This window comes from Paenibacillus sp. FSL L8-0470 (assembly GCF_038008625.1).
Lineage (GTDB): Bacteria > Bacillota > Bacilli > Paenibacillales > Paenibacillaceae > Paenibacillus_AQ.
In genome coordinates this window covers 2,580,667-2,595,832 of the sequence record NZ_JBBOZM010000001.1, presented here as the reverse complement: position 1 = coordinate 2,595,832, position 15,166 = coordinate 2,580,667, and the positions used below count along the sequence as shown (strand labels likewise).

Here is a 15,166-nt window from a genome sequence, read left to right as displayed (position 1 = left end):
TTTTTGCAATCTGTCTTTGCGTTATTTCTTCGCGATATGCACCTTCAGCAGCTTGCCTTTTACCGTAGTGTCTTTCATCGCTTGCAGCACCAATGCGCCTTTGCCGTTCAGGATGTCTACGTAGCTGACGTTATCCTGGATCGTGATGATCCCGATGTCGTCTGCGGAGATGCCTTCAAGCTTCGCTATGGTGCCGACGAAATCGACGGCTCTGAGCTTCTTTTTCTTGCCGCCGTTAAAATACAGCTTCATGATATTCTCGTTCATGACCTCGGTTTTGCCCGCTTTGCGGACCTGCTGCTTGCCCAGCTTCAGATCGAAGGCCGGTTTGGCGTAGGCCACAGCATCGTCCGAAGGAGCTTTCATTACCGGCAGCCTGAAACCGATATAGCCCTCAATGTCCGCTACCCATTTGTGCTCATTCGGTGTAACGAGCGTGATCGCTTTGCCGCTTTTACCCGCGCGTGCGGTCCGGCCGGTGCGGTGGACGTAGCTTTCTTTTTCCAGTGGAATATCGTAATTGATCACATGGGTGATGTTCTCAATATCAATCCCTCTGGCGGCCACATCGGTGGCAATCAGATAACGGAACTGGCCCCGCTTAAAAGCATTCATGACCTCAAACCGCTCGTCCTGCATCATCCCGCCGTGAATCTTGTCCACCGGATACTCCAGATCGGCCATCCCGCGGAACAAGGCGTTCACCTGATCCTGGGTACGGCAAAAAATAATGCAGCTGTCCGGATTCTCCACGGTGAGCAGATCACACAGCAGCTGGAATTTGGCAGCTTGTCTCACTTCAATCAGCGCATGCTCAATCGACGCTGTCGTGATGCCGCTGGCTTCAATCTCAATATCCGCCGGATTCTGCATATATTTACGGCATAAATTCTTCACCGCCTCCGGCAGTGTGGCGGAGAACAGCATCGTCACCCGTTCCCGGGGCAGCTGCAGGATGATCTTCTCGATCTGCTCAATGAAGCCCATGCTGAGCATTTCGTCGGCCTCGTCGATAACAAGATATTTGATCCGCTGCAGCGGCAGCGTACCGCGTTCAATATGGTCGAACACACGGCCCGGCGTACCTACGACAACATGTGTCTTTTGCGTGAGTTCAATTTTCTGCGGGGCAAACGGCTGTTTGCCGAACAAGGCGACAGCCTTAATCCGTTTGAAGCGCCCGATATTAGTGATATCTTCCTTCACTTGAGCAGCCAGCTCGCGGGTTGGGGTTAGCACCAAAGCCTGCGGCTTGTTCTCCGCCCAATCCACCAGCTCGCAGAGCGGGATACCGAACGACGCTGTTTTGCCGCTGCCGGTCTGCGATTTCACGATCAAATCCTGCCCCTGCAAGGCTACAGGAATCACTTTACGCTGTACTTCAGTCGGCTCCAGATACTTCAGCACATCCAGTGCCCGGATAATCTCTTCATTCAAACCATACTCTTTAAACTGCAGTTCACTCATGTTCACTTCAACCTCTTCTATGCCGATTGTTCCGGTTCAAGCGGGGGTTCCCGCGTTCCTTCCATCTTGTGCATAGTTTCATTATACCAGTTTATGGCTGCCTTGATTCCATTCCTTATAAAATTGCTCCAGAAAGCCCAGCATAAAATCATGCCGTTCTTCAGCCAGCTTGCGGCCATAGGGGGTATTCATCAGGTCTTTCAGTTTCAGCAGCTTCTCATAAAAATGATTGACCGCTGTCCCCTTGGAATAATCGCGGTATTCCTTCTGCAGCGATTCATCGCGCGGCGCGATCTCCGGATCATACACCGGACGTCCCTTCGCACCCGAGAATACCATCGTTCTGGCAATGCCTATGGCGCCAAGCGCATCCAGCCGGTCTGCATCCTGCACAATCCGCCCTTCTAAGGTCGACATCGGTTCTCCTCCACCGCCGCTGAAAGACATCGTCTCAATGATAAGCATGATATGTTTGATTTGGGCTTCATCCGCCAGGTGTTGCTTTAGCCAGTTATGTACTTTATCCAGTCCCGCTTCCTTGGAAGGGTTCAGCTTCTCGTCAGCAACATCATGTAATGTCGCAGCGACCGTACAAATAAAAACATCCCCCTGCTCCATCTCCGCAATCAGCGCTGCCGTATTCCGCACACGTTCTGTGTGAAACCAGTCATGGCCGGTGGAATCTCCGGCCAGCTGCTCCTTCGCAAACCTTTCAGACTCGGCAATAAGTTGTGTATGATTCACAGTAAATCCCCCTTTTCGTTCAATTGATTATTCTAAACCATCTGCAGTATCACACTTGCATGGATTTTCACTATCCGCTATAATGTGCTGTAATCCAGTCTGAAAGGGAGTTGATTTCAGTGAACAGCACAAACAGCATTACCATCATACAGAATCAGCTTCATCATCACAAGCAGCGTTAGCACTCCTGAACATCTATCAGGGAGGGCTAACGCATTTCGCGTTTGACCTCCCTGCGGCATTCATAAGCGCGCAGGACCATGAGGTCCGGCGCGTTTTTTTATGCTGAATTATATTTCGAGGTTAAAGGAGCTGCTTAACATGCAAAACATTAAAGGAACCTACGATTATTTCGGCCGGGAGCAAGCGGTCAGACAAAAGGTACAGGCTGTGCTGCGCGGGCTGTTTGAAAGCTATGACTTTGAATCCATGGATACAACACTGCTGAATGAGCTTGAATTGCTGACCTCCAAATATGCCGGTGGAGACGAAATCCTCCGCGAAATGTACCGGCTTACCGACCAGGGCGGCCGCAGACTGGGACTGCGCTACGACCTGACGATTCCCTTTGCCAAGGTGATTGCCCTCAATCCGGGGATGGAGTTCCCCTTCAAGCGGTATGAGATCGGCAAGGTGTTCCGCGACGGTCCGGTCAAAAAAGGCCGGCTGCGCGAATTCCTGCAATGCGATGCCGATGTGGTCGGGATTGCCGGTCCGCAGGCTGAAGCAGAGCTGATGCAGCTGGCCGCCGAGGTATTCCGCAGACTGGATATTGCGGTGGTGGTCAAATGGAACAACCGCCGGTTCCTCGGCGAGATTCTGGAATCGGCAGGGGTCCCGGCGCAGGAGCACCTCTTCGTGATGCTGACCCTCGACAAGCTCGCCAAAATCGGCATCGGCGGCGTGCTGGCGGAGTTGTACGATAAAGGACTAACTCCGGAGGCCTTACTGGCGATTACCGCTTTGCTGGAATCCGGCAACCCGGGTTTTGAGGAGCTGACGCGCAAATATGGACTCGCCGGCCGCCCCGGAGCGCTGGAAGTTCTCGCTCTGAAACAGCTGATTGAAGAAATTGGCCTGGACGGCTTCTGTGTCTTCGATCCATTCCTGTCACGCGGCCTATCCTTCTATACCGGGACCGTCTATGAAATCTTCGACGCCTCCGGTGTTTATACGTCCAGCCTTGGGGGCGGAGGAAGATATGATTCCATCATTGGAAAGCTGGTCGGACGGGAGGATATCGAATATCCTACGGTTGGCATTTCATTTGGCATGGAGTCGATCATGGCCCTGCTTGGAGAGCGTCCGGTGCAGCAGGAGCCGCCTGGAGTATGGATCGTTCCCATTGGCGGGAATATGCCTCAGGTCTTGCTCGCCGCTGCAAGGCTGCGGGCCGCAGGCATCCGCATAACCGTAGATTCCGGTACCCGGAAGCTGAAGAAAACGATGGCCGCAGCCTCAGCAAAAGGCATCCGCTATTGTCTGCTGCTCGGCGAAAGCGAAGCCGCACTCGGCAAGCTCCGTCTCAAGGACATGTCTGCACACAAGGAGGAACTGCTTACCGTGGAGGAAGCAATTTCGCTCATTTCCAGCTAATTCTCCTGGACCCGCAAAATTCCCTCTAATCATTTCACTTCCTCGGGCTTAAGTCACCTCGAACAAAAAGGGAGCACTCTTTAAATATTCCCTGAGATACGCCTGGGAATATGGCTGCTGCTCCCGCAGTCCGGGGACTTCCGCCGGGTTCGAGGCATGATGGCTGTAATTTCCGATCATTATCATAATAAAAAAACATTCGAGTCTACGCACATATCCGCTTTCCAGCTTCTTCCGGCTTGCATAACCTTCAATAAACCGCTTGCGCTGCCCAGGGGAAAGCTCCAATAATGCGGCAGCCAGATCGTAGAGATAGTACCCGTAACCGCATCTCCCAAAATCTATCGGATAGGGCTGCTCCCCGGCAAACACAACGTTTCCGCTATGCAGATCTCCATGAATCAGTCCATATTGATCTTCGTTTGCCTCCATGTCCTCCAGTTCGGAGAGGATTTTTGCAGCAGCTAACTGATAAGTCTTCCACCCCGTTTCAGATACAAACCCGCTGTAATAACGTCCCAGCTTATCCATCTCACGCGTAAAGCTCTGCTCCCCCCATACAGGGCGGATAAACCCAGCCGGAGGAACGAATCCGGCAGCGGCGATGTGTAAGTCTCCCATCATAGCTCCCATATCGAATAATCTTTGGTCCGTCATTTGCCCGTCAGCAGGCTCCCCTTCGACCCAGCGGGTAAGTGTAACCCATAAGGAAGAGGCATCCTCCGCGGAATCTGCCTTGAGGATATAAGTGCCTTCTGTATTGGCCACCCCTTCCGGCATAGTCAGTCTCTCCACCCGGTTCAACGCCTGAAGCAGCATCAGCTCCGACTGAATCTCTGCATAGCTCATCCATCGCCCGTGCAGCCGCAGCAAATAGCTTCCGGTGCTTGCCGTCTCAATCTTATAAGTGATGTTATCGGACAGACCAATATATGAAATTGCGGTCCAATCCAGCCCATACTGCGGCAGTGCCCACATCACCATGCTCCTTGCCTGCTTCAACAGAAGCTGTCTATCCTCATCCGTATCACAGCGAAAAGCTTCGAACATTCTGCTTCCTCCTTAACGAATATGTCCGTTTATTATAATGGCAGCGCCGCTTTGCTAATAGATAGACAACTCTTCTAAAGAGATTATTGCACAAAAAAACCGCATCGGACTGTTCATCCCATACGGCATTTTGTGAATCTATTTTTTGCAGTAGATAATTTTTTTGATGCTGTCGTAGGACAGACAAAATTGCTCGGAAAGTTCACGGGCGGTAGCCCCGCCGGCATGCTGCTCCCTGATTTCATTGTTTCTCGCTGTCAGATACCTTCGGCTGCCCGAATTCTCGCCCCATTTCTTCCGCACGCCTTCAGGCTTCGGAATATAGAGCATTCCACCGTGAATATATTTCTGAATTTCCTTCAACAATACTTCCGGCAGAATCACATCTGCGTTAACATATTTCATTTATAGCCCGCTCCTTAAAATTAGTAAACGTTTTAAGGGAGCAAAGTCTATGGGAGAAACAATTATCTTCAACAAGATAACTTATGCGGTAATCTGCTTACAGCTCTATACAAACAACCGCGGTTGTTAATCTATAGACTTTGCATAGAGCTGTGTGCCGAAACTTGTCATGGTCCTGTCTCCCTTCCGCTCAAATCCGGCAATGCTTACATTTAATTTACCATAAAATGACTTGAAGATGAAGACGCAGACCTTTCACCCCTTCTTTAAGAAGGCCTTATTATACCTTCATCTGTCTCTTCAAGTACCACTCCCGGTAGTCCTTGGGATTTCTGCCGCTGTACTTCTTGAAGGCGCCTATAAATTCGTCTGTCACGGAATAACCTGCCAGCATTGCGATCTCAGAGCATTTCAGTGCATTTTCCCGCAGCTGCTGCTCAGCCTGGGCCATTCTCAATTTAGTGACATAGTCGTTCAAAGGAATGCCAACATGCATTTTGAATATCCGGCTGAGCTCGGCTTCAGATACATGAAATAACGCTGCGAGAGATGGAGCTTTCAAGTCGCAGGCAAAATGTTCTTTCACGTATTTCCTGATAGCCTCGGCCAGCTCTCTTCCACCGGATGCCTGCGTCCTTCTCACTTCCGCCATGACCAGCTGCCCTAGTTCCAGCAGCAATTCCTTTGCATGTTCACTCGATGTGCAGGCGGCAAGCGTCATTTGGCTGTTCCATAAATATTTTTGGAGCGTAGTGCCTCCGTATTCAAATTTCCCTGCAGCTCCACCTAGAATCAGCAGCGTACGCTGCGCCAAAAAGCGGCAAACCTCAAGTTGAGAGGCCGCACCATCCTCCAGAGTGAACAAGGAATCCAGCTCCAGACGGAAAGCAGCACTAGCTGGCTGTTCTAGACTCAACGTCAGCCTCTGCACCGTTGCCTGGTTAAATGCAGTCAACCGGTCACCGGCACGGCTCTGGAGAACCAGCCCTATTGTGCCGCTGCCGGGAATAGCGCTGCGGCTCCCGCTTAAAGCCAGTAAACACGAGGCATAACCGTTCTTTAACCGCTTCAGTCCTTTGTGCTCAGCACCGATTCCTGCGGCAAGCCCCAGCCTCAATTTGCTCTCGATATTCTGCTCAAGCTCTCTGGCGAAGTGCTCAGCTCTGTCATTCTTATGTGACGCATTGTCTTTCATGACAATCAGGAAATACATTACCGGGCTAATGCTTCCGGCATCGCAGAACGGATACACGCCCTTCCACCCTGCCGCCGTCCTGTGGCAGATCTGCTGGAAATCCTTGTAAAGCTGATTCCGGCGCTTCCGTGGCTCTCCTATTTCTCCTGCCGGAATCTGCAGCTCTACGGCTGCAAATTGCAGCTTCACTCCCTCATCGGCCAGCGGATGGAGCTGAAGCTGCCGCAGCCGTTGTTTCACCTTCTCCGGACTGAGCCACGCTTCCCGGACCATCTGCAGCAGAAAGCTCTCCTGCATAAGCCGTAGCTGATCCAGCCTGCGTGTTTCTCTATCTTTAGCGGTTAACAGGGGAAATGCTAATCTTGCGCCATCCCCATTCAACTCTGCTTGATTATGGCTGTATTCCTTCTCTTCGTCCCCGAGTGTTATCTTAATCATTACATCCCCCCCATATCAGCGGTTCTCTGCTGTATCCTAACCATAGTATGGTCAAAAATTGGATGTACCTATCAATAGATGTAATGATGATCTAGAGTAAAGGGCTGGCCTAACCAGCCCCTCCTCATCAAACCGTACGTGAGGTTTTCCCTCATACGGCTTTCCGATGTTCATCAATCATGGGCATGCAGATCACAATAGCGTTTTCAATCCATACATGTTGGCAATATACTTGACCTCAGATCGTGAGCTCATCCAAATCCCTCGTTGTCTCTTCTTCGCGTACCACCGGGTTAATCGCTGCAGAATATACCAATCCAATTTGGCTAATCTCTTTTGGCTGTAGTTCGTGTAGTAGTAATTTCTCCATCCTTGAATCTTTGGATTGAGCCACTTTACATGCTCCGCGAATGATTTCGATCGCATACTCGGTGGAGCCAGTCTTTCTTTGACCACTCCTCGAATGCGTTCCTCCGCCTTTTTCGTTAGCCACTGCTGCGTGGTGTAGTACACCTTGCCTTGGGACGTTTCTGCTTTGGTCTTCCGGTGATGCATTCCTAAGAAGTCGAATCCTTCCTCTCCTGTCCATAGGCCTACGATGCGGGTTTTGGTTGGGTGTAGGGTCAACTCCAGACGTTCCATGATTCTGTGTATGAGCTCATACGCATGTTCGGCGTCCTTTTTGGTTTTACAGACCACTACAAAATCGTCTGCATACCTTGTCAGTTCTCCCACTCTACTTCCGTGTTTCTCCCACAGTCGGTCAAAGTAGTCCAGATAGATATTCGCCAGAAGCGGTGAAATGACTCCACCTTGCGGTGTTCCTAAATCGGAACGCCTTACGTTTCCTTCTTCCATCACTCCCGCATGAAGCCACTTCCGTATTAATTTTAGGATCCGCCTGTCGTTGATACGCATCTGTACCAATTTCATAAGCTTCTCTTGATTAATATTGTCGAAGTAACCTTGGATATCGACGTCGACTACCCAATTCCCTTTGCGGTTGCAGGCTTTCCGGATTCGCTCTAGCGCTCCTTTCGCGCTTCGCTTCGGACGAAATCCGAAGGATACTTCTTCGAAGTTTGCTTCAAAGATCGGTTCAATCACGAGTTTCGTTGCCATTTGTATGACTCGGTCGCGCACAGTTGGTATGCCTAGCGGTCTTGGCTTCCCATCTTTCTTCGGGATATAGTGCCGCCGTACGGGCTGCGGATGGTAATTGCCTTCTTTCAGTTCTCGCTCGCATTCCTTGAGGAAACTTGTTTCTCCTTGTTCCTCAATATCTGCGAGCGTCACGGCATCCACTCCCGCAGCTCCCTTGTTCGCTTTCACCCGTTTCCAGGCTTCGCACAGTACATCCCAGCGGTAGACTTTGTCGTACAGGGCATGGAATTTACGCTTATTGTTCTCCTTGGCCGCATGACCTAGCTTTTCTTGGAGTTGTTGAACTTTTTCCTTGGGTGTCGTTAGCCGGTTGGCATTCACTCACTCGTACCTCCTCCAAAAGCATAAACAAAGCAGGGCTCCTTCCCTCCCTAAGGTTATGTTGTCCTTAGGTTCTTCGGTACTATGAGCCCCTCGGACTCCCTTCCCACAGACGGTTCATTTCATCTTCTGGACTTATAGAGCGCCTCTTTACGGGTTTCTAAAAAAAAAAAATCCCGTGTGGGGGAGGGTCTCCCCAGTTCACTGCATTATCTTTCAAACCATGCCGTTCCCTATACGCCGGAGGATTCTTCACTGTTGTTCCAAGTTCTGTACAGTTTCCTTGGCCTTCGTCTATTGTACCGAGACTCGGCACCCTCTCTTCCCCTTCGCAGGGCCTTTTTGACGACGCGGCAGGATTCACTTGATGTTGCGGCCTGGATTGTTGCTCGCCCGGTCTCTGACCGATACTTTTGTCGATGCGCTTCTACACACAGATTTCGCCATGAGCAGGCATCCTAGCTACAAAGGTGGCTTGGCCCCTCCTTTGGTTGGACTTTCACCAACTAGATAATGCGTGCTTCTGGGCACGCGAACAAAAAAAAGAACCCCGCCAGTGTGGGCGGGGTCTAAGTTATAGCTTTATATTTTAAATTTCTCCACCAGTCCCTGAAGCTCTTTGGCGCTTTGCGTATTTTCGTCGGCCATCTTCGCCTCATCGAATGTCTTCTCTACAATATCCGCCGTCTTCTCGGCAATATCCTGCACGCCGATTGCACCTTCGTTGACAGTAGCTGCCACCTCATTCACCGCAATCGCGATACTTGATACCGTCTGATCCAAGTGATCTGCGGACTCCTCGAACTGGTTCATGAGCGTGTTGATGATGGAGGCGTCACTGTTGTACTGTTCGCTGACCTCTGTCAGGCGCTCATAATCACCCAGCACATTATGGTCAATAAACGTAAGCATGGCTTCAGAATTTTCTTTCATCTGCTCTACGGAAGAGTATACATTCTTGACGACATCCTGAATTCCCGCTGCCGTTTCGGAGGATTTCTCTGCCAGCTTGCGGATTTCACCCGCAACTACCGCAAATCCCCGCCCTGCTTCGCCCGCGCGGGCAGCTTCAATCGCCGCATTTAAGGCGAGCAGATTGGTCTGGCTGGTAATCGACAGAATGGTATCTGCCAGGAGATTGATTTCATTGATCGCGCCCGACTGCTCAATCGCCTTCTCCATTTCGATACGCACCGATTCGTAAATCCGCTTGGCATTGTCCGTAGACTGCACGGCGTCATGCTGCAGCACCAGTGCCCGCTCGATAATTTGGCTGGTCACTTCCGTCCCTTCCTTGACCTTTCCGGAGATCATTCGGACATTGTTCTCGATCTCATGAATCGCTGCTGTCATCTCCTCTGTTGAAGCTGCCGTCTCTTCCATACCTGCCGACAGCTGCTCCGTCGTGGCTGAATTGTCATGCGCATTCTCTCTGACATCAATGGACAGCTTCTCCAGCGTTTCCGCATTGTCCAGCACCTTCGTGGAGATGGTGATCAGGCTTTCAGCCATTTCCCGGAGTACAGCGCGGGTATGGAACATGGCTTTGGCAATGATTCCAGTTTCATCTTTGTTCTTCAACAGATACTCATACTGCGCATCGTATTTGAGTTCCAGCTTAGCGGTCTGGTTAATCATCTCTGTCAGCTTGATAATCGGGGAAGAAATTCTGCCGGCAACAAACAATCCAATGATCAGAGTCAGCAGCAGACTCCCCAGACCAAGCAGGATAATATAATGCGTCATATTGTCTACAGGCTGCATGACCTCCCCGACATCACCAGTCAGCACCATTGTCCAGTTCGTTTCGGGAATGACGGTATAAGCAGCTTTTTTCTCCGCATCACCGATGCTATACTGCACTTTGCCGTCTTCAACCTTCTCTCCGGCTTTCACACGTTCCACAACAGCCTTGATCTGCTCATTCTCGACAGGCAAGCCAATCTTCGTCTCATCGGGATGATACAGTATATTTCCGGTCTCATCTACCAGATAGACGTACGAGGAAGGGGCATTTGCCACATTGGCACCGGACAAGTATTTGATAATACTATTCGCATTGACAGCCGAGGCGACAAAGCCGATCATTTGGCCGCCGCTGGTCACCGGTTGCACAAACGCTACAACATAAGCCCCTGTAGCTTTCGATTTCAAAGTTTCACTGATGACCGGGGCACCGGTCTCAATCACGCGCTTTGCATAACTTCTTTCGCTGAAATCCGTACCCACCAGCGCCGTGTCGCTATCTGCTACCGCAATCCCCTTCATATCGGATACAAATATATGTTCAAGATTGCCGGCATCCTTCACGATGCCTTGCAGCCTGGTGTTCACTTCGGCCTGCAGCTTATCTCCATCTGCTATTCCGCCGGTTTTGTTTTGTTGCAGCAGTTCAATAATTTCGGTCTGTCCGGCCACCAGAGCCATATTGCGTTTCTCTTTATCAATCATCGCCGCTATGGTTTCCGCTTTATTGGTGTTGACTTGCTTCATTGCAGATTCGGTAAGGCCCAGAATGGTGTTAGTGGATTTGCTATAGGTGAAAGCCCCCATGATTACAGTAGAAAGCAGGGTAACGGCAATCATCATAACTGACAGCTTCATACGAATTTTCATAATTTTCTACGTCCTTTCATACTGGTCTTATAGTCCTGGTTATCTTCCTATTTCTATGTAATTTGTTACATTTATTATCGGTATTCCTATGAAAACAGTGAAGATGAGATGTAGAATTTCAGAAAATAATAGCGTATTTCGTCGAAGAAAACAGAAAATTACATTCTATATCATTTTTATACAGTTCAAAAAAAGCAGGCCGGAAAGATATTCCGCCTGCTTATCGTTATATTACTTCTATGAGGAGATCTTCGTTTCCGTTGGAGACATTAAGGTTGACTGTGCTACAGTATCTTCGGATTGCATGCGTCTCACCCTTCTGCGGATTACAAATCCTGAGCATGCGGCCAGAATCTGCTGGAAGAGCATCCCGGAAATGACCGGGAGCGCAACAGCAGGAGGGAAATACTTCACCGCCAGCACAGCCCCCGCGCTCAGGTTGCGCATTCCGGAGTTAAACTGCACGGCCACCGAATTTTCATAATCCCAGTGAAAGCGGCGTGACACTAAGGCTCCGATCACATATCCTAGCACAACTGTTCCAAAGGTGACGAATAGGATCAGCGCGAGTTTGCCGTCCGGATGCTTTAAATACCGGGCAATACTGGCGCCGTTAATTGATACAACGATAAAAAGTCCTACTTTGACAAATGGAGCCAGCGGCGGACCATACACTTTCCCGGCCGTTCCCTTCGACCATTGATTCAGCAGCATTCCCGCCAGAGAAGGCAATACGACCATCCACAGCAGCCCCTTCATCATTTCCCCGAGCTGGATTTCCACGCTTGCCCCCATTAGCAAATGCAGTGTACCCGGTACGATCAGCGGTGACAGCAAGGTGTCAATGAGAATCAGCGCTAGCGTAAGTGCCACATTGCCGCCATGCATGGATACCCATACCACGCTGACGACTCCAGTCGGTATGGCGAACAACAGTACATAACCCGTAACCGTATAGGGATCGCCAGGAAAAAAAACCTTCGCCGCAATCCAGCCGATCAGCGGCATAACCACATGCAGAATGACCATCAGAATAATCAGCTTCTGCGGTTTGAGCAGTACGGCCAGCAAATCGCGAAAATTAGACTTGAGACTGCCAATCAGTGTCATGAAGGCAAATATCCACGGCACCAGCCAGGTAAAGGGCAGAAGCCTACTCTCGTTCAGAACGCCAAACGCGATAGCAGCCGGTGTCAGCAGCGGCATTATTTTTTCCAGCAACGTATTGGAACGCAGCAATCCATTCCTTATTCCATTGAGCATCTTCTTCTACCTTCATGTATGCAGCGGCATACAAGCCTTCTCCATAGATTTCACATTACAGACTCTATTGAAATCTTAACAGATTCTCATGATATCTCTGCCTGTTAATCATGGCAATTTGCAGAAAACTACGCCATGCTGTTCGCAATCCCCACGACAATCCAGGACAGAATCAGGATTGCGTTGCCCCATAGCAACAGTTTCTCGGGGGTTGCAAACCCTTTCCACTCCCCGTCTCTGAGGCCCCAGGCATTGCTGATAATTAAGGACAAGCCGTTAAAAGGCGAGCCCCCTTAGCGACATAATCTTTGTAAGTCATTGTGGGATGAAATTCACAAGAAATATCTCACGCCGGCCTATCACATCGGCAACAAAAACAGACCGCAGCTGGAATGCCGCGGTCCTGTCTGCTGCTGAGCTGCTGAACCGGCTCTTTCAAGCTGAATCCGGTTCGTCACAGCTCTCTATAGGCCTTGCGGAAACAAAGCGTCCAGCGCCGGGCAAGGCTGCTTCTCCAGAAACTGCGAGAGCGGCTCAGGCATGTTGCTGTACAGCTCGTTCAACAAGGTTCCCTGATAAATGTTGCCGATGATTACCGGGTGGCAAAGCTCGGAGATCAGAATATCGCCGTTGCCATGCAGGTGCAGCTGTTTCTTGCCTTCTATGCAATGCGGGAAATATACCCCGGGCTGCTCCTGGAAACCAAGTGCTTCCATAAAGCGGTCCATACAGGTGAAGTAGAGCGTTGTATCTTCTTTTTTGCGTTCAATCAGCTCATTCACGGCATTCTTCAGCTGTTCGCGGGCAGCAATGGCTTTCCAGCCGGTATGGCCCATGATGATGCTGTTCTGAATCTCGTGAGTTCTAACACCCATAGAGTAGACATGATCGCTGATTTCTTTCATATTGTCCTGTGTTTCATTGAACAGCAGCGTTTCCAGCACGACGTCCACACTTGTCTTGGCGAACATCGTGATGTTCTCTCTGATTTTGTCATAGACGCTTGGATGAATGTTGTAATAACGGGAGAAGGCATCCGCTGTCGTAAAGTTGAACGAAATATGGATCGTAGTCAGCCCGGCAGACACCAGTTGTTCGATGCGCTCCGCATTCAGCAGACTGCCGTTGGAGTTCAATTGGGTCTGGATCCCCCGCGAAGAGCAGTAGGATACAATTTCAACGCAGTCCTGAAACTTCAAGGTGACTTCACCGCCGGAGAGGCGGACCCGCTTCAGCCCGGGAAGCTCCTCCAGGATACGGATAACCTCCTTGCCATTAATGCTCTGCCCGTCGTTTCTTTTATATGCACAGCAGTAATCACAGCGGAAATTGCAGTTCGAGGTCACGCCAACCTCCAAACCTTCCAGTTCATACGTCAGCGGTTTGTCCAGCTCCAGTGATTTATATTTCATACTCATGTTTGATAAGCCTCCTGAAAATAAGATTTCCTGCTCAAGGGTCAACCTTAGAGATTATAAAGGTTTGCAGCTCAAGTTAATGTGATATTTGTTGTATAAAGAACGCAATCTACACTGCTGCCTTCCCTGGAAATAGCAAGAAGAGGCTGCCCGGCGGGCAGCCTCTTCTTCCAAATCGACTCACATTATCTTCAATCTTCGGATTCAATCTATGATTTCCGGCAACTCTACCATTCTACAACTCTACCGATTTGCTCATCTCATTCCAAACAGGCTGTCCGATCAGTCCAAGCCGCCAGATGGCGATGCCTTTGAGGCCATACCGTTTGGCCAGTCCAATCTTGGCGTTGACGGAGGTTGCATTCTCACTGTATACGGAGATTCCGAGCACCAGCTTACTTTTATCCACCTGCTGCAGGGCCAGACGAATGCCTTCATCCACTTTGTTCATCGGCTCCGGACCTGACTCATCCTCATACGCATAAGCCATAATCACCAAATCATCAGCCAGCGATGCCAGCGTCTTATAATCATACCCTTTGTAGGAGCCGTTCAGCGGGGGAAGAATAACGGTCAGCTTAAGACCTGCCGCCCGCGCCATTACGGATAATTTTTTGACAAAAACATTATATTGGCTCTGTACCAGCTTCTTGTCGCCGGTCATCCCCAGCCCTTCCAGATCAAGCCCGATTCCCTTAAAGCCTTTCTGTGAAGCCAAATCAACAATGCTGGTAATCGTCTTCTGCTGAAGCTCAAGATCTTCCATATTCTTGGTCAGCTCCAGCTCTTTGTCCCCGGAATAAACCATCAGATAAGGCGTGGTGCCTCCGGCAGCGGCATTCTGGACGATGGACTCCGGTGTCACATCGCCGTCAGCCTTCGGCCACCAGAAATCCGTACTGGCCGTAGTAAATTGTCCGCTGCGGTCGATCCGGCTCCACCCAAAGGCGACCGCGCTAAAATCAGGAATACGCGAAACCTCGCTATAGGCTCCCTGCGCATAAAATCCGAGCGTATACATATCCTTCTTCGGCGAAGTGATCGATACAGTTTTGCTCGCCTGATTCCAAGATACCGCTGCGCCAAATTGCTGGCCAAAGAAGCTGAGCGGGATCATCGTGGTGCCCCGGATATTTTGCGGAGCTACAGCCAGCTTCACGGTTGCGCCGTTCACCGCTGCATTTTTGCTGCCGAGTGTAAGGATAACCTTAGTGTTCCCGGCGGCACCGCTTGTGGTTGCTGTGATTTTACGTGCGGCCTGGTCCCATACCACCGGAATTCCCAAAGCTTCCGCGATCGCCCGGAACGGAACCATCGTTGTTCCGCTCATCACCGCAGGTTCAACCGGAAAAGGCAGCGGATATCCGTCCAGCATAATGCTGACACCCGCCGGGGCAGCCTGAGTCGGCTGGGCAGGCAAAGCGGCAAAGCCGCTTACAGAGATTGCTGCACATAATAGCAGCTTCGTTAAGCGTTTCATGTATAAATT

General features: G+C 50.4%; 12 protein-coding genes. 1 reads left to right on the top strand and 11 read right to left on the bottom strand.

The window, feature by feature from the left end; genetic code table 11:
* Positions 1-21: 21 nt before the first annotated feature.
* Both NST99_RS11615 and NST99_RS11610 read right to left on the bottom strand, forming a co-directional pair.
* Complete coding sequence (locus tag NST99_RS11615) at positions 22-1,467, bottom strand: DEAD/DEAH box helicase (RefSeq protein ID WP_341091747.1); 1,446 nt, start codon at positions 1,465-1,467, stop codon at positions 22-24.
* An 81-nt stretch (positions 1,468-1,548) separates the two neighbouring features.
* A complete protein-coding gene (locus NST99_RS11610) occupies positions 1,549-2,211 on the bottom strand; it encodes an HD domain-containing protein (protein ID WP_341091746.1) in 663 nt (220 codons plus the stop codon).
* Positions 2,212-2,532: 321 nt separating this feature from the next.
* On the opposite strand from NST99_RS11610, the gene NST99_RS11605 reads away from it, so the two are divergent.
* Positions 2,533-3,807 (top strand): histidine--tRNA ligase, encoded by a 1,275-nt coding sequence (locus tag NST99_RS11605; protein WP_341091745.1) that lies wholly within the window; start codon positions 2,533-2,535, stop codon positions 3,805-3,807.
* Between the two features lie 48 nt (positions 3,808-3,855).
* Here NST99_RS11605 and NST99_RS11600 read toward each other — a convergent pair whose 3' ends face one another.
* The 9 genes from NST99_RS11600 to NST99_RS11560 all read right to left on the bottom strand — a co-directional run bounded on the left by NST99_RS11600 (position 3,856) and on the right by NST99_RS11560 (position 15,157).
* Positions 3,856-4,857: a phosphotransferase enzyme family protein gene (locus tag NST99_RS11600; RefSeq protein ID WP_341091744.1), complete on the bottom strand. Its 1,002-nt coding sequence runs from the start codon at positions 4,855-4,857 to the stop codon at positions 3,856-3,858.
* A 138-nt stretch (positions 4,858-4,995) separates the two neighbouring features.
* Entirely contained in the window at positions 4,996-5,262 is a 267-nt protein-coding gene (locus NST99_RS11595; protein ID WP_341091743.1) for a CD3324 family protein, read from the bottom strand.
* A gap of 280 nt (positions 5,263-5,542) precedes the next feature.
* Positions 5,543-6,895, bottom strand: coding sequence for a helix-turn-helix transcriptional regulator (locus NST99_RS11590; RefSeq protein WP_341091742.1), 1,353 nt, complete (start codon positions 6,893-6,895; stop codon positions 5,543-5,545).
* A gap of 192 nt (positions 6,896-7,087) precedes the next feature.
* Positions 7,088-8,380: a group II intron reverse transcriptase/maturase gene (ltrA, locus tag NST99_RS11585; RefSeq protein WP_341091741.1), complete on the bottom strand. Its 1,293-nt coding sequence runs from the start codon at positions 8,378-8,380 to the stop codon at positions 7,088-7,090.
* A 582-nt stretch (positions 8,381-8,962) separates the two neighbouring features.
* Positions 8,963-10,996, bottom strand: a complete 2,034-nt coding sequence (locus tag NST99_RS11580) for a methyl-accepting chemotaxis protein (protein WP_341091740.1) — start codon at positions 10,994-10,996, stop codon at positions 8,963-8,965.
* 237 nt (positions 10,997-11,233) lie between these two features.
* Positions 11,234-12,259 carry a bile acid:sodium symporter family protein gene (locus tag NST99_RS11575; protein WP_341091739.1) on the bottom strand — a complete coding sequence of 342 codons (1,026 nt, stop codon included), beginning with the start codon at positions 12,257-12,259 and terminating at the stop codon, positions 11,234-11,236.
* 128 nt (positions 12,260-12,387) lie between these two features.
* Positions 12,388-12,531, bottom strand: a complete 144-nt coding sequence (locus NST99_RS11570; protein ID WP_341091738.1) for a hypothetical protein — start codon at positions 12,529-12,531, stop codon at positions 12,388-12,390.
* A gap of 192 nt (positions 12,532-12,723) precedes the next feature.
* Positions 12,724-13,677, bottom strand: a complete 954-nt coding sequence (locus NST99_RS11565; protein WP_341091737.1) for a radical SAM protein — start codon at positions 13,675-13,677, stop codon at positions 12,724-12,726.
* A 235-nt stretch (positions 13,678-13,912) separates the two neighbouring features.
* Positions 13,913-15,157, bottom strand: a complete 1,245-nt coding sequence (locus NST99_RS11560) for a stalk domain-containing protein (protein WP_341091736.1) — start codon at positions 15,155-15,157, stop codon at positions 13,913-13,915.
* Positions 15,158-15,166: the final 9 nt, after the last annotated feature.